General features: G+C 67.3%; 18 protein-coding genes. 5 read left to right on the top strand and 13 right to left on the bottom strand.

Features of this window, described 5'->3' with window-relative positions:
• Nucleotides 1–30: 30 nt before the first annotated feature.
• Both fdnG and QRN67_RS17155 read right to left on the bottom strand, forming a co-directional pair.
• Complete coding sequence (gene fdnG, locus QRN67_RS17160; protein ID WP_285412800.1) at nt 31–3108, bottom strand: formate dehydrogenase-N subunit alpha; 3078 nt, start codon at nt 3106–3108, stop codon at nt 31–33.
• A gap of 91 nt (nt 3109–3199) precedes the next feature.
• Nucleotides 3200–3508 carry a hypothetical protein gene (locus tag QRN67_RS17155; RefSeq protein WP_285412799.1) on the bottom strand — a complete coding sequence of 103 codons (309 nt, stop codon included), beginning with the start codon at nt 3506–3508 and terminating at the stop codon, nt 3200–3202.
• Nucleotides 3509–3708: 200 nt separating this feature from the next.
• On the opposite strand from QRN67_RS17155, the gene QRN67_RS17150 reads away from it, so the two are divergent.
• Both QRN67_RS17150 and QRN67_RS17145 read left to right on the top strand, forming a co-directional pair.
• Nucleotides 3709–6225, top strand: coding sequence for an ABC transporter permease (locus tag QRN67_RS17150; RefSeq protein ID WP_285412798.1), 2517 nt, complete (start codon nt 3709–3711; stop codon nt 6223–6225).
• Nucleotides 6226–6316: 91 nt separating this feature from the next.
• On the top strand, nt 6317–7921 hold the full coding sequence (locus tag QRN67_RS17145) for an AAA family ATPase (RefSeq protein WP_285412797.1): 1605 nt from the start codon (nt 6317–6319) through the stop codon (nt 7919–7921).
• Nucleotides 7922–7946: 25 nt separating this feature from the next.
• Here the strand turns inward: QRN67_RS17145 and QRN67_RS17140 are convergent, their stop codons facing one another.
• The 3 genes from QRN67_RS17140 to QRN67_RS17130 are packed head-to-tail and all read right to left on the bottom strand — an operon-like array spanning nt 7947 to nt 9464.
• Nucleotides 7947–8270 (bottom strand): type II toxin-antitoxin system RelE/ParE family toxin, encoded by a 324-nt coding sequence (locus tag QRN67_RS17140; protein ID WP_081265939.1) that lies wholly within the window; start codon nt 8268–8270, stop codon nt 7947–7949.
• A complete protein-coding gene (locus tag QRN67_RS17135; protein ID WP_081265938.1) occupies nt 8267–8539 on the bottom strand; it encodes a type II toxin-antitoxin system Phd/YefM family antitoxin in 273 nt (90 codons plus the stop codon). The genes QRN67_RS17140 and QRN67_RS17135 overlap by 4 nt, the downstream gene beginning before the upstream one ends.
• Before the next feature lie 34 nt (nt 8540–8573).
• Entirely contained in the window at nt 8574–9464 is an 891-nt protein-coding gene (locus QRN67_RS17130) for a LysR family transcriptional regulator (RefSeq protein ID WP_285412796.1), read from the bottom strand.
• Between the two features lie 113 nt (nt 9465–9577).
• On the opposite strand from QRN67_RS17130, the gene QRN67_RS17125 reads away from it, so the two are divergent.
• Together QRN67_RS17125 and QRN67_RS17120 are read left to right on the top strand one after the other, a co-directional pair.
• Nucleotides 9578–11089: an MFS transporter gene (locus tag QRN67_RS17125; RefSeq protein WP_285412795.1), complete on the top strand. Its 1512-nt coding sequence runs from the start codon at nt 9578–9580 to the stop codon at nt 11087–11089.
• A 239-nt stretch (nt 11090–11328) separates the two neighbouring features.
• Nucleotides 11329–11553, top strand: a complete 225-nt coding sequence (locus QRN67_RS17120) for a SlyX family protein (protein WP_081265935.1) — start codon at nt 11329–11331, stop codon at nt 11551–11553.
• Nucleotides 11554–11563: 10 nt separating this feature from the next.
• Here the strand turns inward: QRN67_RS17120 and trhA are convergent, their stop codons facing one another.
• From trhA to cyoA, 8 genes are all read right to left on the bottom strand, one after another.
• A complete protein-coding gene (gene trhA, locus QRN67_RS17115) occupies nt 11564–12250 on the bottom strand; it encodes a PAQR family membrane homeostasis protein TrhA (RefSeq protein ID WP_106937095.1) in 687 nt (228 codons plus the stop codon).
• A gap of 70 nt (nt 12251–12320) precedes the next feature.
• Nucleotides 12321–12866 carry a response regulator transcription factor gene (locus QRN67_RS17110; RefSeq protein ID WP_081265933.1) on the bottom strand — a complete coding sequence of 182 codons (546 nt, stop codon included), beginning with the start codon at nt 12864–12866 and terminating at the stop codon, nt 12321–12323.
• Nucleotides 12847–14271 carry an ATP-binding protein gene (locus QRN67_RS17105; protein ID WP_234382374.1) on the bottom strand — a complete coding sequence of 475 codons (1425 nt, stop codon included), beginning with the start codon at nt 14269–14271 and terminating at the stop codon, nt 12847–12849. The genes QRN67_RS17110 and QRN67_RS17105 overlap by 20 nt, the downstream gene beginning before the upstream one ends.
• Entirely contained in the window at nt 14255–15052 is a 798-nt protein-coding gene (locus tag QRN67_RS17100) for an SURF1 family protein (RefSeq protein WP_285412794.1), read from the bottom strand. The genes QRN67_RS17105 and QRN67_RS17100 overlap by 17 nt, the downstream gene beginning before the upstream one ends.
• On the bottom strand, nt 15052–15459 hold the full coding sequence (gene cyoD, locus QRN67_RS17095; RefSeq protein WP_081265931.1) for a cytochrome o ubiquinol oxidase subunit IV: 408 nt from the start codon (nt 15457–15459) through the stop codon (nt 15052–15054). Before cyoD ends, QRN67_RS17100 begins: the two co-directional genes overlap by 1 nt.
• A complete protein-coding gene (gene cyoC, locus QRN67_RS17090; RefSeq protein ID WP_081265930.1) occupies nt 15456–16118 on the bottom strand; it encodes a cytochrome o ubiquinol oxidase subunit III in 663 nt (220 codons plus the stop codon). Before cyoC ends, cyoD begins: the two co-directional genes overlap by 4 nt.
• On the bottom strand, nt 16111–18114 hold the full coding sequence (gene cyoB / locus QRN67_RS17085; RefSeq protein WP_081265929.1) for a cytochrome o ubiquinol oxidase subunit I: 2004 nt from the start codon (nt 18112–18114) through the stop codon (nt 16111–16113). The genes cyoC and cyoB overlap by 8 nt, the downstream gene beginning before the upstream one ends.
• A 1-nt stretch (nt 18115) precedes the next feature.
• Nucleotides 18116–19141: a ubiquinol oxidase subunit II gene (gene cyoA, locus QRN67_RS17080; protein WP_081265928.1), complete on the bottom strand. Its 1026-nt coding sequence runs from the start codon at nt 19139–19141 to the stop codon at nt 18116–18118.
• Nucleotides 19142–19318: 177 nt separating this feature from the next.
• Here cyoA and QRN67_RS17075 point away from each other — a divergent pair, with 177 nt between their 5' ends.
• Nucleotides 19319–20656 (top strand): MFS transporter, encoded by a 1338-nt coding sequence (locus QRN67_RS17075; protein ID WP_081265927.1) that lies wholly within the window; start codon nt 19319–19321, stop codon nt 20654–20656.
• Nucleotides 20657–20716 lie beyond the last annotated feature (60 nt).

The raw sequence follows: 20716 nt of genomic DNA, 5'->3' as shown, positions 1-20716 counted from the left end.
AGAAAGTCGTCGAGTACGTGCTTCTTCATGTCACGCCTTCTCGATGTTCACGGTGAACGACTTGTACTCCGGCGTCTGCGTGTTCGCATCGCCGACGAAAGGCGTGAGCGTGTTCACCAGATACCCCGGCTTGGCCACGCCGACGAAGCCCCAGTGGTTCGGCAGCCCCACCGTGTGCACCGTGCGGCCATCGACCTGCAGCCCGACGATGCGCTTGGTCACCACGGCCACCGCCTTGATGAAGCCGCGCTTGCTCGACACCTTCACCATGTCGCCGTGGCCGATGCCCTTTTCCTTTGCCAGCTCTTCGCCGATCTCGACGAACTGCTGCGGCTGGATGATGGCCGAGGTGCGCACGTTCTTGGTCCAGTAGTGGAAGTGCTCGGTGAGCCGGTAGCTGGTTGCCACGTACGGGAAGTCCTTCGGCACGCCGAGCCGCTCGAGGTCGCCCTTGAAGATGCGTGCCGCGGGGTTGGCGCGCGCCTTCTCGTTGTTCGGGTGCATCAGGTTGTTGACCAGCGGCGACTCGAAGGGCTCGTAGTGCTCCGGCAGCGGCCCTTCGGCCATGCCCGTGGGCGCGAACAGCCGCGCCACGCCCTCGGCCGTCATGATGAACGGGCGCACCGCGTCGGCTTCCATCGGGTTGGCGTCGGGCCGGATGTCGGGAATGTCCGAGCCGGTCCACTGCTTGCCGTTCCACGCGATGAGGCTGCGTTTGGCGATCCACGGCTTGCCGGTGGTGGGATCGGTGGAGGCGCCGTTGTAGAGGATGCGCCGGTTCGCGGGCCAGGCCCACGCCCAGTTCTGCACCATGCCGATGCCGTACGGGTCGGCGTTGTCGCGCCTCGCCATCTGGTTGCCGGCCTGCGTCCAGGCGCCGCTGTAGATCCAGCAGCCGCTGGCGGTGGTGCCGTCGTCGCGCAAGAGGCCGAAGCCGGAGAGCTGTTCGCCCGCCTTGGCTGTCGGCGGCTTGCTCGGGTCCTTCGGATCGACCAGGTCGACCAGCGCGCGGCCGTTGTATTCCATCGCCAGTTCCTGCGCGGAAGGCGAGTGCGGAATCTTGTAGGGCCAGGTCAGCTTGACGATCGGGTCGGGGAAGGCGCCGCCGTCCTTGATGTAGGCCTGGCGCATGCGGTTGAAGATGCCCGCCACGATCTCGATGTCGCCCTTGGCCTCGCCCGGCGGCTCCGCGCCCTTCCAGTGCCACTGCAGCCAGCGGCTGGAGTTGGTGAGCGAGCCGTCTTCCTCCGCGAAGCAGGTGGAAGGCAGGCGGAACACCGTGGTCTGGATGTCGGTGGTCTTGACGTCGTTGAACTCGCCGAAGTTGCGCCAGAACTCGCTGGTCTCCGTCACCAGCGGATCGATGGTGACGAGGAACTTGAGCTTGGAGAGCCCGTCGACGATCTTCTTCTTGTCCGGGAACGAGCCCACCGGGTTGAAGCCCTGGCAGATGTAGCCGTTGAGCTTGCCCTGGTTCATGAGCTCGAAGGCCTGCAGCACGTCGTAGAGCTTGTCGATCTTGGGCAGGTAGTGGAAGCCCCACTCGTTGTCGGCCGTGGCCGCGTCGCCCCACCACGACTTCTGCATGCTGACGAAGAACTTCGGGTAGTTCTGCCAGTAGCTCATCTGGTTGGGCCGCAGCGGCTTCAGCGCGCGGGTCTTGTAGTAGTCCTCCAGCGTCTGCTCGCTGTCACGCGCGAGCGACATGTAGCCCGGCAGCGAGTTCGACAGCAGCCCCAGGTCGGTCAGGCCCTGGATGTTGCTGTGTCCGCGCAGCGCGTTCATGCCACCGCCCGCCACGCCGATGTTGCCCAGCAGCAGCTGCACGATGGCGCCGGTGCGGATCATCTGCGAGCCCTGGCTGTGCTGCGTCCAGCCCAGCGCATACATGATGGTCATGGTGCGCGTGGACGTGCTGGTGCTCGCGATGTACTCGCACACCTTCAGGAACTTGTCCTGCGGCGTGCCGGTGATGCGGCTCACCATCTCCGGCGTGTAGCGCGAATAGTGCCGCTTCATGACCTGCAGCACGCACTGCGGGTCCTGCATGGTCATGTCGACCCTGGCCATGCCCTGATCGTCGAGCGCGTAGTTCCACGACTTGGGGTCGTAGTTGCGCTTCTCGGCGTTGTAGCCGCTGAAGATGCCGTCCTCGAACTTGTAGTCGGGCCCGACGATGAACGGCGCGTTGGTGTAGTTGCGCACGTACTCCGTCTGGATCTTCTCGTTGCTCAGCAGGTAGTTGATGACCCCCGAGAGGAACGCGATGTCCGAGCCCGCGCGCACCGGGGCGTAGTAGTCGGCCATGGCGGCCGAGCGCGTGAAGCGCGGGTCGACCACGACCAGGCGCGCCTTGTTCTGCTTCTTGGCCTCGATGACCCATTTGAAGCCGCACGGATGCGCCTCCGCCGCGTTGCCGCCCATGATCAGCACGACATCCGCGTTCTGGATGTCCTGCCAGTGGTTGGTCATCGCGCCTCTGCCGAACGTCGGGGCCAGACTGGCCACCGTGGGTCCGTGTCAGACGCGTGCCTGGTTGTCGAACACCAGCATTCCGGTCGAGCGGAATGCCTTGTGCGTGATGTACCCGGTTTCGTTGGACGATGCCGAAGCGCAGAGCATGCCGCTGCTGGTCCAGCGGTTCACGGTCTTGCCGTCGGCGTTGGTGGTCTGGAAGTTGGCGTCGCGGTCGGCCTTCAGCAGCCTGGCGATGCGGTCGAGCGCGTCGTCCCAGCCGATGCGCTTCCACTCGGTGCTGCCGGCCTCGCGCACCTCGGGGTACTTCAGGCGGTTGGGGCTGTGCACGAAGTCGAGCAGGCCAGCGCCCTTGGGGCAGAGCGTGCCGCGGTTCACGGGGTGGTCGGCATCGCCCTCGATGTGGAGGATGTCGGACACCACGTTCTTCGCCTTGTCGCCCAGGCTGTACATGATGAGCCCGCATCCCACCGAGCAGTACGGGCAGGTGTTGCGGGTCTCGGTGGTGCGCGCGAGCTTGAAGTTGCGGGCCTCGGCCAGCGCGGCGGTCGGCGAGAAGCCGAGCGCCACGATGCTGGAGCCGACCAGCCCCGCGCTGCTCACGCGGAAGAATTGGCGGCGGTTCATGTCCATGACACGACCTCCTGCCTCGCTGAAGTGGGGTGTTTCATCGTGGGCTCTTCTTCTTTGCTTTGCGTGGGAAATCTGTTTCGGGCCGGCCGCGCTACTTGGGCGCGGAGCCGTCGCCGCCGCTCGGCGCGGGTGCCGCGCCGCCGGAAGTGCCGCCGCCGTTCGGGCCGCTCATGCCGCCGATGGCCGAGCCGCCTTCGGACGGTCCCTTGTGGGCGGCGGACTCTTCGACCTTGTCGCCGGAATCGGCGGGCTTGATGCCGCTCGGGCTCGCGCCGGAAGTACCCGAGGCACCGGCAGACGGCGCGGCGGGGGTGGCCGAAGGCTTGGGATCGCAGGCACTCAACAGCATGCCGAGGGCCAGGCACAGGCCCAGGGTTTGCAGGCGCTGACATTGCAGCATTGACACTCCTTCGGGGGAAAGGACGGCCAGATAGTGGAATGTTTTTATTTCACCCGCCGCGACCCGCAATAAATGCCTGATCGGCGCGGTGGGGTGTTTGTCACATCATGCGACAGCGCAAAGACGCGGGCAAGTAGGCCGAAACCGGCAATAACCCTTGAATCCGGCCGTGCGGGGGCCTCTGGGCTATCGTCGCGGCCATGAATGCCTCCCTCCGCCTGGGTTGGCGCACGCTCTGGCGCGACCTGCGCGCCGGCGAGCTGCGCCTGTTGATCGTCGCCGTGCTGCTGGCCGTGGCCGCGCTCACGGCCGTCGGCTTCTTCGCCGACCGCCTGCAGGGCGGGCTGCAGCGCGATGCGCGCCAGCTGCTGGGCGGCGACGCCGTGGTGGTCAGCGACAACCCGACGCCCGAGGCCTTCGTGGCGCAGGCCAGGTCGCTGGGCCTGGAGGGCACCGGCACCTACGGCTTCCCCACCATGGCCCGGGCCGAAGACGCACAGGGCGGCGCCAGCAAGCTGGTGGCGCTGAAGGCGGTGACGGCGGGCTACCCGCTGCGCGGCAGCCTGCAGACATCGGCCACGCTGGACGGCCCGGGCGCCGCCACCCGCGACATCCCGCCGCCGGGCGAAGTCTGGGTCGATGCCTCGCTGCTCGACTCGCTGGGCCTGAAGATCGGCGACACCCTGCTGCTGGGCGACGCCGGCCTTCGCGTGGGCCGCGTCATCACGCTGGAGCCCGACCGCGGCGCCGGCTTCATGAGCTTTTCTCCGCGCGTCATGCTCAACCAGGCCGACGTGGCGCGCACCGCGCTCGTGCAGCCGGCCAGCCGCGTGGGCTATCGCTATGCCGTGGCGGGCGACGACGCGGCCGTCAAGCGCTTCACCGACTGGGCCGACGCCACGCTGAAGAAGGGCGAACTGCGCGGCGTGCGGCTCGATTCCTTCGAGAGCGGCCGGCCCGAAATGCGCCAGACACTCGACCGCGCTGAGAAATTCCTGAGCCTGGTCGCGCTGCTCGCGGCGCTGCTGTCGGCCGTGGCCGTGGCGCTGGCCGCGCGCGGATTCGCCGCCAGCCACCTCGACGACTGCGCCATGCTGCGGGTGCTGGGCCAGAGCCAGCGCACCATCGCCGCGGCCTATACCTTCGAGTTCGCGGTGATCGGCGTGGTTGCCAGCGGACTGGGCGTGGCCATCGGCTTCGCGGTGCACTACGTGTTCGTGCTGCTGCTGTCGGGCCTGGTCGAGACCGCGCTGCCGGCCGCCACGCTGTGGCCCGTGGCCTTCGGCCTGGGCATGGGGCTCACGCTGCTGTTCGCCTTCGGCCTGCCGCCGGTGCTGCAGCTGGCCCGCGTGCCGCCGCTGCGCGTGATCCGGCGCGACGTGGGCGGGCTCAAGCCGGCCTCGCTGGCGGTGCTGGGCGTGGGCGTGGCCGGCTTCGCGGCGCTGCTCATGGCGGCCAGCAGCGATATCAAGCTGGGCCTGATCGCCGTCGGCGGCTTCGCGGGCGCGGTGGCGGTGTTCGCGCTGCTGAGCTGGCTCGCGGTGAAGGTGCTGCGCCGCAGCGTGAATGAAACCACCGCGCCGCGCTGGCTGGTGCTGGCCACGCGGCAGATTTCGGCGCGGCCGGCCTATGCGGTGGTGCAGGTCAGCGCGCTGGCCGTGGGCCTGCTGGCACTGGTGCTGCTGGTGCTGCTGCGCACCGACCTGGTGGCGAGCTGGCGCCAGGCCACGCCGCCGGACGCGCCCAACCGCTTCGTCATCAACGTCATGCCCGACCAGAGCGAGGCCTTCCAGAAGTCGCTGCGCGACGCGGGCGTGAGCAAGTTCGACTGGTACCCGATGATCCGCGGCCGCCTCGTGGCCATCAACGACAAGCCGGTCACGCCCGACGACTACGCCGAAGACCGCGCCAAGCGCCTCGTCGACCGCGAGTTCAACCTCAGCAACAGCGCGGAGGCGCCCGCGCACAACAGCATCACCGCCGGCAAGTGGACGCCCGGCGCGAAGAACGAGGTGAGCGTGGAAGAGGGCCTGGCCGAGACGCTCGGCCTGAAGCTGGGCGACACGCTGCGCTTCGACATCGGCGGCATGCAGAACGACGCGCGCATCACCTCGCTGCGCAAGGTCGACTGGGGCTCGCTGCATGCCAACTTCTTCGTGATGTACACGGTGGCCTCGCTGGCCGACGTGCCCACCACCTACATGGGCGCCTTCCGCGCGCCCGAGACGCGCGGCTTCGACAACGCGCTGGTGCGCAGCTACCCCAACGTGACCAACGTCGACATGAGCGCCACCATCAACCAGGTGCAGCGCGTGCTCGACCAGGTGATCCGCGCGGTCGAGTTCCTGTTTGGCTTCACGCTGGCGGCCGGGCTGGTGGTGCTGTTCGCGGCCGTGACGGCCACGCGCGAGGAGCGTGCGCGCGAGTTCGCGGTGATGCGCGCGGTGGGCGCGCGCGCCAGCCTGCTGCGCCAGGTGCAGCGCGCCGAGCTGGCGGGCGTCGGGCTGCTCGCGGGTTTTCTCGCGAGCATCGTGGCCTCGGTGATCGGCTGGGCGCTGGCGCGCTACGTGTTCGAGTTCAGCTGGACCGCCTCGCCGGTGGTTCCGCTCGCGGGCGCGCTGGCGGGCGCGGTGCTGGCGCTGGGCGCGGGATGGTGGGGCCTGCGCGACGTGCTGCGCCGCCCGGTGGTGGACACCCTGCGCCGCGCGGCCGAGTAGCAATCTTTTTCTTCGGCAGGGGGCCGGACGGGGCCGGGGAATGCAATACATTCCCCGGCCCCGTATTCAATTCCGAAGTGAACCCCCTTACATGCGCTTGGCGTCATTCCAGATCACCAACTTTCGCTCGATCAACGACAGCGGTTCCATCGACTCCACGCAGATCACGGCGATCCTCGGTCGAAATGACAGCGGCAAATCGAATCTGCTGCGTGCGCTCCACAGCCTGAACCCGGCCGACGGCCTGGTCGAACTCAGCCCCATCAAGGACTTTCCGCGGCATCGCCGCTTGGAGGAGTGCAGCGGCGACACACCCGTGGTCTCCACCCGCTGGGCGCTCGACGAGAGCGAGCAGGCCGCCCTGGCCGAAATCCTGCCGCGCGCCGCGGGCGTGCGCCACGTCACCGCCGGCCGCGGCTATGCCGCCGTGCGCTGGGCCGGGCTCGAAGGCCTGAACGCGCTGTCGCTCGATGTCGGCGACATCAAGGCCAAGGTCCGCAAGATCGTGCCGGCGGTCAAGGCCGCCGCCGAGAAGGTGTCCGAAGAACAGCGCGCCCTGCTCGAGCAGGAGTCCGACACCTTCGACGCCGCGATGATCATGAACCCCGACTACGTCAAGTGGTCGGAAGGCGCGGTGAAGGCCATGCAGGCGCTGCGCAAGGCACTGGCCGCGGCCGACGCCGAGCTCAGCGACAAGCAGGACCAGATGCTCGCCGAGCTGGAAGACATGGCACGCGCCATTGCCAACGACGAGCCCGCGCTGGCCCGCGCCCGCGCCTGGGTGCTGGAGAAGCTGCCGCGCTTCGTGTACGTGGACGAATACCCGGCGCTGCCGGGCCGCCAGAACATCGCCGAATACCTGGGCCGCGAGGGCTGGGGCCAGCTCACGCCGGAGCAGCAGAGCTTCGGCAAGCTGTGCAAGGTGGCGGGGCTCGATCCGCGCAAGCTGCAGGAACTGCTCGACAGGAACGACCAGGCCACGCGCAACCAGCTCGCCAACCGCGCCGGCTCGGTGGTGACGGCCGAGATCCGCCGGCTCTGGAAAGACCGCCCGCTGAAGGTGCGCTTCAACCTCGACGGCCAGTACCTCGACACGCTGGTGTCCGACCCGAACGGCGCCTACGAGGTCGAGGTGAACCTGGAGGAGCGCAGCCGCGGCTTCCAGTGGTTCTTCTCGTTCTACATCGCCTTCTTCGCCGACACCCAGGGCGGCCGCGCGCAAGACGCCATCCTGCTGCTGGACGAACCCGGCCTGCACCTGCACGCCCATTCGCAGGCCGACCTGCTGGCGCACTTCGAGAAAGACTTCGGCAACCAGATCATCTACACCACGCATTCACCGTTCATGGTGCCCGTGCACCGGCTCGACGCCGTGCGCACGGCCAGCCTGGACGAGACCAGCGGCACCACGGTGAGCAACGCCGCCGAGGGCGACGAGCGCACGCTGTTCCCGCTGAAGGCCGCGCTGGCGCTGAGCCGCATGGCGAGCGAACCGGTGAAGGTGGAGGCTGTGAAGCTGGTGGCTGCGAAGGCTGCGACCGGGGAGGTGACCAAGCCTGCCAAGGTGGCCAAGCCCGTGGATGCGGTGGTGGCTGTTGCGGCGGCACCTGCAGTTGCAGCCGAGGCCGCCGTGGAGCCGGCACCTGTCGGCGCTGTCGCCGAACCGGCGGACAGCGAACTGACTCAAGCCGCCTGAGACCCGCGCCGGCGAACCACCCGGCTCATGCGGCACCGACCATGCGCCGCATGAGCAGGCCTTTGAGGTCTCTGCGCGTGTCGCAGACGAGGTGGATGTAGGCGGTGTCCGCCCGTACTTCGTAGATGACCCGATTCATGCCCGAAATGAGCTGGCGGTACTGGGCCGTGTTCAGGTTCTCGAGCTCATCGGGAACCCGTCCTGAATGAGGGTGTGCTTCGATCATCGCCACGGTTTCCTTGATCTTTCCGTAGCTGCCGGCCCAGGCCGCGGGGCCGAAGTTCTTGATGATGTAGCGGCGCAGGTCCTTCAGGTCGGCTTCTGCAGACCGCAGGAACACGACATTCATTGACCGTCTTCTTTGTCCAGGTCGGCGAACACATCCGTGGCGGAGCGGAAGTGGCCCTGTTCGATTTCACGATTGCCGAGCGCAAGAACCTTGAGCAGCGCGAGCGTGGCTTCGTGTTCCTCGTAAGACTGGACGTCCATCACCACGAGCTTGGCTTCGCCGTTCTGCGTGATGACCAGCGGTTCACGGGTCTCTGCAAGCGTCTTCACGATGTCTGCGGCGTGGCTCTTGAGATAGCTGATGGGCTTGACCTGCGTGGAGAAATTCATGCGTTCACCCTGGGGGAATCGGTTGTCGGACTGATTATGGTCTGAATTCGGTCTGAAACATCCGCGCGCTCGCGAAGTCCACGAACGCCCGCACCTTCGGCGACAGCTGCCGGCTCGACGGCCACAGCGCCGAGAACTGGCCCTGCCGCGCGACGTGTCCGGCCAGCACGCAGCGCAGCTCGCCGCGCCCCAGCGAGTCGCGCGCGAGGAAGTCAGGCATGTAGGCCACGCCCAGCCCGGCGACGGCCGCGCCGAGCATGGCTTCCATGTTGTTGCACAGCAGGGCGGCGGGCAGTTGCTCGGGCAGGCCGGGCAGGTCCCATTCCTCGATCTTTCCGCCGGTGACGAACTTGTAGCGCAGGCATGCATGCTGCGCGAGCTCGGCCGGCACGCGCGGCTCGCCGTGACGCGCCAGGTACGCGGGTGAGGCGACCAGCACGAACTGGAACGGCCCCAGACGCCGCGCCACCAGCTGCGAATCGACCAGTTCGCCGCTGCGGATGGCGACGTCGACGTCCTCGGCGATCACGTCGACCAGCCGGTCGTTGAAGTCGAGGTCGAGTTCGATCTCGGGGTAGGTGGCCTTGAACTCCGGCAGGATCGGCAGCAGGAAGCGATAGCCGATGGTCGGCAGGCTCACGCGCAGCCGGCCGCGCGGCGCGGCGACGGCGTCCTGCATCATGGCCCGCGCGTCGTCCAGTTCGTCGAGGATGCGCCGGCAGCGCTCGTGGAACAGCACGCCTTCCTGGGTGAGCCGCGTGTGGCGCGTGGTGCGGTTGAAGAGCCGCACGCCGAGCTGCTGTTCGAGCCGCGCCACGTTCTTGCCCACCGCCGAGGCCGAAATGCCGAGCAGGCGGCCGGCCTTGGCAAAGCTGAGCTGGTCCGCCGCCCGCACGAAAGATTCGAGCCCGCTGAAACTGTCCATCGATTGGCAACCTGTGGTTGGGAGTGTTAGGACCAATGGTGCCATTTCCATTCCATTGGTTCCTTTCTATCTTCTCTTCATCGTCTTCTTTCGTGCGAAAGCACCTTTTTCCGATGTCTTCTTCGTCATCCTCCAGGAACTGGCTGCTGGCTGCCGTGTGCCTCGCGGCGCTGGGCATGCCGCTGAGCTTCACCGGCCCGGCGGTGGTGCTGCCCGCGATCCGCGACGCGCTCGGCGGCAGCCCGGTGCAGCTCAACTGGGTGACCAACGCCTTCATGCTGAGCTTCGGCGCGACGCTGATGGCGGCCGGTGCGCTGGCCGACGCGTATGGCCGCAAGCGCGTGTTCCTGCTGGGGCTTGCCGTCGTGGCGTCGAGCAGTTCGCTGCTCACGCTGGCGCCCGGCATCGTTTCGTTCGATCTGGCGCGTGCCCTGCAGGGGCTCGGCTCCGCCGCGGCCTTCGCGGCGGGCACGGCGGCGCTGGCCCAGGTGTTCGACGGCACCGCGCGCACGCGGGCCTTCAGCCTGATCGGCACTTCCTTCGGCGTGGGCCTGTCGTGCGGCTCGATTCTCTCGGGCTGGCTCGCGCAAGGCTTCGGCTGGCAGGCGGTGATGCTGAGCCCGGGCGCGGTGAGCCTGCTGGCGCTGTGCATCGCGTCGGTGAGCATGCGCGAGTCGCGCAACCCGAACGCGATGGGCCTGGACATGCCGGGCACGCTCAGCTTCACCGCCGCGCTGAGCCTGCTCACGCTGGGTGTGCTGCAGGCGCCCGACAGCGGCTGGGGCAGCCCCTGGGTCATCGGTGCGCTGGCCGGCGCGGCGCTGATGGGCGCGGCCTTCGTCGCCATCGAGCGGCGCGTGGCGCACCCGATGCTCGACCTGTCGCTGTTCCGCTTTCCGCGTTTCGTCGGCGTGCAACTGCTGGCCGCGGCGCCGGCCTATGGGTTCGTGGTGCTGCTGGTGCTGCTGCCGATCCGCTTCGTGGGGCTCGAGGGGCGCGGCGCGATCGAGGCGGGGGCCTTCATGTTCGCGCTTTCGGGGCCGATCCTTGTCGTGCCGACGCTGGCGGCATCGCTCTCGCACCGGTTCTCGGCGGGTGCAATCTCGGCCGTGGGGCTGCTGGTGTGCGCCGCGGGGCTTTTCTGGCTCAGCCGCAGCGTGCCGGGCACGCCGCTTGGCGTGATGGTGTGGCCGCTGCTGCTGATCGGCGGCGGCATCGGCCTGCCCTGGGGCCTGATGGACGGCCTTGCCGTGAGCGTGGTGCCGCGCGAAAGGGCGGGCATGGCCTCGGGCATCTTCAACACGGTGCGGGTGGCAGGCGAGGGCATTGCGCTGGCGCTGGTGGGCGCCGGGCTGACGGCATTGGTGGCGCTGCAGCTGGGATCGTCTTCGGGCGCGTCGCAGGCGGCGCAACGCGTGACGACGGGCGACCTGCCGCAGGCCCTGGCGTTGTTGCCCGGCGTGGACCGTGCCGCGCTGTTGCATGCGTACGGTGCAGCGTTCGGCACGCTGCTGTGCGTGCTGGCTGGGGTGACCGTGTTGACGGCGCTGGTGGTGCTTGTGTTCCTGCGCGGGCAGACGCATCCGGAGGCAAGCGCGGCGGCGCTGGAGTCGCCGGCCTGCTGAAGGGCCCTGTCTTGCTCCTTCCCCTTCCGGGGGAAGGTTGGGATGGGGGCACGCGGCGATGGTTTTTGCGCGGGGATTTTTCGAGCGCCGCCTGCCCCCACCCCGGCCCTCCCCCGGGAGGGGAGGGAGAAAGACCGCGACCAGGGTTCGGCCTGCGCAGCCACCCGATGCCAGCGTCTGGCGCGGCTGGGCGCGGCGTCACAAAACTTCAGGCGGTCTTCCTGTCCAATAGCGGCACCATGGAAAACCAACCGAACGAACTCGAACCGCGCGTGACCGAGCTCGAAATCAAGTCGAGCTACGCCGAAGACCTGCTGGACCAGCTGAACATGACGATCTACCGCCAACAGCAGCAGATCGACCGGCTGATCCTGCAGGTCACGCAGCTCAGGGAGCAGAGCCAGAACGCGTCACAGGACGGCGCGGCCCGCAACCCGCGCGACGAACTGCCGCCGCATTACTGAGCCAGGCAGATCAGCCGTGCGAATGCCAGAGCACGGCGAAGAAGTGGCAGGTGCTGCCGGCCAGCACGAACAGATGCCAGACGGAGTGGGCGTAGCGCACCTTGTTGTCGAACAGGAACACCACTGCACCGGCGGTGTAGAAAAGCCCACCGGCCACGAGCCAGCCCAGCCCGGCCGCCGACATGCGCTCGTACAGCGGCACGGCCGCCATCAGCGCCATCCAGCCCATCGCCACATAGAGCCCCGTCGACCACAGCGGATGCCGCAGCCGGTTGAACAGCTTGGCGCTCACGCCCAGCGCGGCCGCGGCGCAGATCGCGCCGAACAGGGTCCAGCCCAGCGGCCCGCGCAGCACGCCGAACAGGAAGGGCATGTAGCTCCCCGCGATGAACAGGTAGATGGCCGCATGGTCCAGCCGGTTGAACCAGGCCTTGGCCCGGCCCATCGGCAGCGCGTGGTACAGGGTGGAAATCAGGTACAGCACGATGGCCGTGCCCGCGAACAGGCAGGCGCCGACGACGCCGGCCGCCTGGCCCTTCTGCGCAGCGCTGTAGACCAGGATGGGCAGCGCCGCGATGGCCAGCGCCAGGCCCAGGCCGTGGCTGAGGGCGTTGAAGAGTTCTTCCATCGCGGTCTGGTCGCGGGCCGCCAGCACTGAAGCGCGAGGCGAGGAACGGGTCTGTGCAGGTGCAGTCATCAGGAGCGGAACCTCATGAAAAATGGATTTGCGGCATCAAGCTTGCCAGAAGCGTGCCACGCGTTGCTGGCTACTTGACCTGCTGCTTGCCCAGCTTGCGCGCCAGCGTGCGCCGGTGCATGCCGAGCCTGCGCGCGGTTTCTGAAATATTGAAGCCGGTCTCGGCCAGCGTCTCGTGGATGCGCTCCCATTCGAGCGTCTTGATCGAGGTGGAGCGGTTGGTCAGCTCGACCTCGGTGGTGCCGGCGGCGCGCCCGAAGGCGGCCTCGATGTCGTCGGTGTTCGACGGCTTGGCCAGGTAGTGGCAGGCGCCGAGCTTGATGGCCTCCACTGCGGTGGCAATGCTCGCAAAGCCCGTCAGCACCACGATCAGCATCTTGGCGTTGTGACGGTGCAGCATCTGCACGCAGGCCAGGCCCGAGGCCTCGCCGTTGAGCTTGAGGTCGACCACCGCATAGCCGGGCGACAGCGTTTCCAGCAGGGCGCCGGTCTCCTCGAGGTTGCTCGCGTGCGTCACCACGTAGCCGCGGCGCTCGAACGAACGGCCGAGCGTGCGCGCGAAGGCATCGTCGTCCTCGACGATCAGCAACTGGCGCTCAGCTTCGGTTTCGGTCATGGCCTTGTGTTTCAGTGGTGCCGTGGTGGTCGAGGGCCGCGGGTTCCTGCTCGTCGTCCTCTTCCTCGTCTTCCTCTTCTTCCAGCACGATGGCTGCCAGGGGCAGCGTGATCTTCACGATCGCGCCGCCCTCGGGCCGGTTACCCGCGGCGACCCGGCCGCCGACGGTGCGCGCCACGTTCACGACCAGGAACAGCCCCAGCCCGCCGCCCGGGCGGCCCTTGCTCGACTGGTAGGGTTTGCCGAACTCCTTCAGGATGGCCGGCAGGAAGCCGGGGCCCGCGTCCGTGACAGTGATCGTCAGCGCGTCGGCGTCGTGCGCCGCCTCCAGGCGCAGCCAGTGCGGCGACGCCTCCAGCGCATTGTCCAGCACGTTGCAGATCATCTGCTTGAGGGCCGAGTCGGAAACCATGGGCAGGTCCCGGCCAAAGTGGTTGTCGTACTCGAAGTCCTCGATGGGGCGCGTGGTGCGCCATTCTTCAATCAGGTCGTCCAGGAAGGTGCTGACGGTGGTTTCCTCGGACGACTCGCCGCGCGCCTCGCCGGCCGACAGCAGGATGCCGCTCACGATGCTCTTGCAGCGCTGGATCTGCAGCTCCATCTCGGCCACTTCGGTCAGCAGTTCGGGGTCGGAGCTGAAGTGCGGCAGCCGGCGCCAGTCGCCCAGGATCACCGCCAACGTGGCCAGCGGCGTGCCCAGTTCGTGCGCCGCGCCCGAGGCCAGCAGGCCCATGCGCACGATGTGTTCTTCCTCCGAGGCGCGCTGGCGCAGGTCGGCCAGCCGGGCGTCGCGGGCGCGCAGGTTGCGGCTGATGCGGGTGATGAAGATCACCAGCAGCGCGGCGTTCAGCGCAAAGCACACCAGCATGCCCTGGATGTAGGGGCTCCAGAGGCCCCGGTTGTGGTCCAGCGGCAGCGCCAGCGGACGCGAGAACAGCGCCAGCCCGGCAAAGCAGATGCTGGTGATGACCACGATGGTCCAGGTCGACCAGGGCTTCAGCAGCACCGCGCCCAGCGTCACCTGCAGCAGGAACAGGAACACGAAGGGGTTGGTGGCGCCGCCGCTCAGGTAGAGCTGGGCCGTGAGCGTGGCCACGTCGACCAGCAGCGCGAGGAACAGTTCGCCGTTGGTCACGCGCCGGTGGCTGCGCGCGCGCAGCAGGCTCACCATGTTGAAGAGCGCCAGGCAGGTCAGCACCTGCAGCATGTGGTCCAGCGGCAGCCGGATGGCGAAGCCGTAGTGCACCACGAGGATGGTGACGACCTGCCCGACCACGGCAAACCAGCGCAGCTGGATCAGCTGCTGCATGTTCTGGTGGCCGGTGGCGTTGTCGAGGCTCGCGACGCCGGCGCGGGGGGCATGAAGCTCCCCCGCGACCGCGACGGCCTCAGTCGCGGCGGGCATCTTGTGGGGTGGAGCGGGCGTCGGCATCGGCCGCATTTTCGCTGCGGCGCACGAACCAGGCTGCGATCAGCACCATCAGCGCCAGGCCATACCAGGTCAGTGCGTAGACCAGGTGGCTGTTGGGGAAGGCGATGACGGTCAGGCCCGCGGCGGGCCAGGCGGGTGTTTGGGAGGCCGGCGTACCGGCCGGGGCGGGCGCGGCTTCGGCGTCGATGAAGTAGGGCGCCACGTCGGCCAGGCCGCGCGCGGCGGCAATGGCCTGCACGTCGCGCGAGAACCAGCGGTCGGCTGCCGGGTCGTTCGTGCGCAGGAAGCCCCCCTTGGGCTCGGTGAGGCGCAGCAGGCCGGCGACGGTGGTCTCGCCCTGGGGCTCGGCCGCGGTGCGGGCCGCGCGCTCGCGCGCCTCGGGAGGCACGAAGCCCCGGTTGACCAGCACCACGGTGCCGTCGGCCGCGCGCAGCGGGGTCAGCACCCAGAAGCCTGCGCCGAGCCGGGTGCTCGCCTGCACCAGGGTTTCCTTGTCGTGGAGGAAAGTGCCGGCGATGCGGATGTGCCGGTATTCGTCGTTGGCCGCGTTGACGGTGGGCCATTCGTTTCGCCCGGGGGCCGTGGTGGCCGGGGCATGCACGCGCTGGTCGACGCGGGCGATGAGATCGAGCTTCCAGGCCCTGCGCTCGACCTGCCAGGTGCCGAGCGCGAGAAAGCCGAAGAAGGCGATGGCGGCAAGGACCGCCAGCGCCACCCGTGCGGCGGTGGAGCGCTGGCGGACTGCCGGCGCCATCAGGGCATGTTCTTCATGTCGTGCATCGAGTGCGGCATCATGTTGGTGTTCATGTGGTACATGACCCACAGCGAACCGGCCAGCGTGATGACCACGACGACGAGCGTGAAGATCAGCGCCAGCATGTTCCAGCCGCCTTCGGACTTGGCGTCCATGTGCAGGAAATAGACCATGTGCACCACGATCTGCACCACGGCGAAGGCCAGGATGACGAGGGCGGTGGTGTTCGGCTTGTCGAACACCTTGGCCATCACCAGCCAGAACGGAATGGCGGTGAGGATCACGGCCAGCACGAAGCCGGTCATGTAGCCCTTGAAGGTGCTGTGGCTCACCGGACCATCGTCGTGGTGGTCATGGCTGTCGTGGCCATGTGCGCCATGGCCGGCGGTTTCGATATGCGCGCTCATTGCAGCGATCCCATCAGGTACACGAAGGTGAAGACGCCGATCCAGACCACGTCCAGAAAGTGCCAGAACATCGACAGGCACATCAGGCGGCGGCGGTTGGCGGCGGTGAAGCCGTGCTTGGGCAGCTGGAACATCAGCACGATGAGCCAGACGATGCCGAAGGTCACGTGCAGGCCGTGGGTGCCCACCAGCGCGAAGAACGACGACAGGAACGCGCTGCGCTGCGGGCCGGCGCCTTCGTGGATCAGGTGCGCGAACTCATACAGCTCGAGGCCGATGAAGCCCGCGCCCAGCAGGCCGGTGATGGCCAGCCACACCAGCACGCCGCCCATGCGGCGCTGCTGCATCTGCAGCATGGCGAAGCCGTAGGTGATGGACGACAGCAGCAGCAGCGAGGTGTTGATCGCCACCAGCGGCAGGTCGAACAGGTCGGCGCCCGAGGGGCCGGCCGCGTAGCTGCGGCCCAGCACGCCGTACACCGCGAACAGGCAGGCGAAGATCAGGCAGTCGCTCATCAGGTAGAGCCAGAACCCCAGCAGGGTCCCGTTCTCCGGATGATGGTCTTCGTTGCGGACGTTGAACAGCTCGAAGGTGGGCACGCTCGCGGCGTTGCCCACGGTGTTCGCGTGGCTGGGGGAGAGGGCGGAACTGTTAGACATTGGCTGCCAGCAGGCGCGTGCGCGCTTCTTCGGTGCGGACGACTTCTTCCGTGGGGATGTGGTAGTCGCGCTTGTAGTTGAAGGTATGGATGATCGTGGCGGCGAGCATCGCGACGAAGCCGATGCCGGCCACGAGCCACATCTGCCAGATCAGCGCGAAGCCGCACGCCGCTGCCAGCGCAGCGATGATGAAGCCGGCGGCCGTGTTCTTGGGCATGTGGATCGGGCTGAAGCCTTCCAGCGGACGCTCGTAGCCGCGCGCCTTCATGTCGGACCAGGCGTCGTTGTCGTGCACGCGCGGCGTGAACGCGAAGTTGTAGGCCGGCGGGGGCGACGAGGTCGACCATTCCAGCGTGCGGCCGTTCCACGGGTCGCCCGTGGTGTCGCGCAGCGATTCGCGGCGGATGAAGCTCACCACCAGCTGGATGATGAACGAGGCGATGCCCAGCGCGATCAGCACGGCGCCGAAGGCGGCGATCTGGAACCAGATCTGCAGCGACATGTCCTGGAAGTGGCTCATGCGGCGGGTCACGCCCATCAGGCCCAGGATGTACAGCGGCATGAAGGCGAACCAGAAGCCGACGATCCAGAACCAGAACGAGCACTTGCCCCAGAACGGGTCGAGCTTGTAGCCGAAGGCCTTCGGGAACCAGTAGGTGATGCCCGCCAGCATGCCGAACAGCACGCCGCCGATGATCACGTTGTGGAAGTGGGCGATCAGGAACAGGCTGTTGTGCAGCACGAAGTCGGCCGGGGGAACGGCCAGCAGCACGCCGGTCATGCCGCCGATCACGAAGGTGATCATGAAGCCGATGGTCCACATCATGGGCAGCTCGAAACGGATGCGGCCGCGGTACATGGTGAAGAGCCAGTTGAAGATCTTCGCCCCCGTCGGGATCGAGATGATCATCGTCGTGATGCCGAAGAACGAGTTCACGCTGGCGCCGGAGCCCATGGTGAAGAAGTGGTGCAGCCAGACGAGGTAGGACAGGATGGTGATCACGACCGTGGCGTACACCATGGAGGCGTAGCCGAACAGGCGCTTGCCGGAGAAGGTGGAGACCACTTCCGAGAAGATGCCGAAGGCCGGCAGGATCAGGATGTACACCTCGGGGTGGCCCCAGATCCAGATCAGGTTCACGTACATCATGGCGTTGCCGCCCATGTCGTTCGTGAAGAAGTTGGTGCCGACGTAGCGGTCGAGCGACAGCAGGGCCAGCACGGCGGTCAGCACCGGGAAGGCGGCGACGATCAGCACGTTGGTGCACAGGGCGGTCCAGGTGAAGACGGGCATCTTCATCATGGTCATGCCGGGCGCGCGCATCTTCACGATGGTCGCCAGCAGGTTCACGCCGGACAGCAATGTGCCCACCCCCGCTATCTGCAACGACCATATGTAGTAGTCGACCCCCACGTCGGGGCTGTAGAGAATGCCCGACAGCGGCGGATAGGCCAGCCAGCCGGTCTTGGCGAACTCGCCGACGAACAGCGACGCCATCACGAGGCCGGCGCCGAAGGTGGTCATCCAGAAGCTGAAGTTGTTCAGGAACGGGAAGGCCACGTCGCGCGCGCCGATCTGCAGCGGCACCACGAAGTTCATGAGGCCGGTGACCAGCGGCATCGCCACGAAGAAGATCATGATCACGCCGTGGGCGGTGAAGACCTGGTCGTAGTGGTGCGGCGGCAGGAAGCCGGCGTTGTCGCCGAAGGACATGGCCTGCTGGGCCCGCATCATCAGGGCGTCGGCGAAGCCGCGCAGCAGCATCACCAGGCCCAGGATGATGTACATGATGCCGATCTTCTTGTGGTCGATGCTGGTGATCCAGTCGCGCCACAGCATGCCCCACAGCTTGAAGTAGGTGATCGCGCCGAGGACGGCGATGCCGCCCAGCACCACGCCCGCGAAGGTCGCGAGCAGGATGGGCTCGTGGTAGGGAATCGCCTCCCAGGTGAGGCGGCCGAAGACGAGCTTCGTCAGGTCTAGGTTCTGCAACATCTTATTCTTCGGTGGTGCACATCGCGGTGACGTACTTGCGCTTGGGCGTGTCGAGGGAATCGGTCAGCCAGGCTTGCTTGGTGGCAACGTTGAAGGCGCCGGGCTTGCCCATGCCGCCGTCGGCGTCGATGGCCATCATTTCCTTCATGCACATCTTGTTGCGGTCGACGCACAGGTTCAGGATGGCGTCGTACAGCGCGGGGTCCACGGCGGCGTAGTGGCGCACGGGCTCGCGCTCGCTGGGAGCCTCGAGCTTCTTGTAGAGCTCGCGCGTGAGTTCGCCGTCCTTGCCGGCCTTGACCTTCTGGACCCACTGGTCGAAGTCGCCGTCGCTCAGGCCGTGGAACTTGAAGCGCATGCCCGAGAAGCCCGCGCCGCTGTAGTTGGCGGAGAAGCCGTCGAACTCGCCCGGCTTGTTGATCACCGCGTGCAGCTTGGTCTCCATGCCGGGCATGGCGTAGATCTGGCCGGCCAGCGCGGGGATGAAGAAGGAGTTCATGACCGAGGAGGCCGTGATCTTGAAGCTGATCGGGCGGTCGACCGGCGCGGCCAGTTCGTTCACCGTGGCGATGCCCTGCTCGGGGTAGATGAACAGCCACTTCCAGTCGAGCGCCACCACTTCGACCACCAGCGGCTTGGTGTCCGCGGGGATCGGGCGCTGGGCGTCGAGGCGGCGCAGCGGCTGGTAGGGGTCGAGCACGTGGGTGCTGATCCAGGTGATCGCGCCCAGCGCGATGATGATGAGCAGCGGCGCCGCCCAGATCGCCAGCTCGAGCTGGGTGGAGTGGTCCCAGTCGGGGCTGTAGGTGGCCTCCTTGTTCGACTGGCGGTATCGCCAGGCGAAGAAGATGGTCAGGGCGATCACCGGGATGATGATGATCAGCATCAGCACGGTGGAGACGACGATGAGCCGTCCCTGCTGGTGGGCGATGTCGCCGGATGGGTTCATCAGCACCGTGTTGCAGCCCGCCAGGAGGACGGCGGGAAGCAGCAGGAGCGATCGGCGAAAGTTCTTGAGGATGTGCATGCCGGGGGAAAAGAGGTGCGGGGGCGACGCAAAAAGACCCCACAATCTACGCCCGAAGACGGGTTTCGCCTATTGGACGTTTTGTCCTATGGCGGTAAATGTGTTTCGGTGAGACGCTATAGGTTGTCCATGATCCCATGTGTCACTTCCTGAGGTGACACCCGAATTACAGAAGCAATGACGACGTCCAGCATCAGTCCGCAAGGCGCCCATCCGCTGCCGAACTCGCCCGAAGCCGGCGCCCGGCAGGGTGACGACCACTCGCACATCGCCCCCGGCGAGATCGCGGTTGGCGTGATCATCGGCCGCGCATCCGAATATTTCGACTTTTTCGTCTACGGCATCGCCTCGGTGCTGGTGTTTCCTGCGGTCTTCTTCCCGTTCGAGCAACATCTTGAAGGCGTTCTCTACTCTTTCCTGATTTTCTCGTTCGCCTTCATTGCGCGTCCGTTCGGAACGGTCATCTCTATGGCCATCCAGCGACGGTTCGGGCGGGAAGCCAAGCTGACCCTGGCGCTTTTCGTGCTCGGCACGTCCACCGCCGGCATCGCCTTCCTGCCGGGCTACGCCAGCCTGGGCTTCACGGCCATCGTGCTGCTGTCGGTGTTCCGGTTCGGCCAGGGCCTGGCGCTGGGCGGCTCGTGGGACGGCCTGCCGTCGCTGCTCGCGCTGAACGCGCCGGCCAACCGCCGCGGCTGGTACGCCATGCTGGGCCAGCTGGGCGCTCCCATCGGCTTCTTCATCGCCAGCGCGCTGTTCGCGTACCTGTATTCGAGCCTGCCGTCGGAAGACTTCCTCGACTGGGGCTGGCGCTACAGCTTCTACGTGGCCTTCGCGATCAACGTGGTGGCGCTGTTCGCCCGCCTGCGCCTGGTGGCGACCGACGAATACTCCCGCCTGCTCGAAGAGCGCGAACTGGAACCCACCAGCGTGACCGAACTGGTCGGCTCGCAAGGCTCGAACGTGCTGATCGGCGCCTTCGCCGCGCTGGCCAGCTATGCGCTGTTCCACCTGATCACCGTGTTCCCGCTGTCCTGGATCACGCTGTATTCCGACCAGTCCGTCACCGAATTCCTGGTCGTGCAGATGATCGGCGCTGTGCTCGGCGCCGCCGGCATCGTGGCCTCGGGCCTGCTGGCCGACCGCATCGGCCGCCGCTTCACGCTGGGCGGCCTGGCTGCAGTGATCGCCGCGTTCAGCGGCTTCGCGCCCACGCTGCTCGACGGCGGGCGCATCGGCCAGGACATCTTCATCCTGGTGGGCTTCGTGATCCTGGGCTTGTCGTACGGCCAGGCAGCCGGCGCCGTGACCTCGAACTTCGCGCCCAAGTACCGCTACGTGGGTGCCGCCCTGACGGCCGACGTGGCATGGCTGGTCGGCGCTGCGTTCGCGCCGCTGGTCGCGCTGGGCCTGTCGGCACACTTCGGCCTGGCCTATGTGAGCGTGTACCTGCTGTCGGGTGCCGTCGCCACGCTGGCCGCGCTGGGGCTCAACCGGGCGCTGGCGCGCGACTGACCAGGCTGCCGAACCGCAGCGCGCGCAGCGGTTGTTTGTTTCAAAGGGGCCGTTTCGGCC

The organism is Variovorax sp. efr-133-TYG-130 (assembly GCF_030208835.1).
Lineage (GTDB): Bacteria > Pseudomonadota > Gammaproteobacteria > Burkholderiales > Burkholderiaceae_C > Variovorax.
Note: the sequence above shows the minus strand (reverse complement) of the source record. Positions and strands in the feature narration are given on the sequence as shown.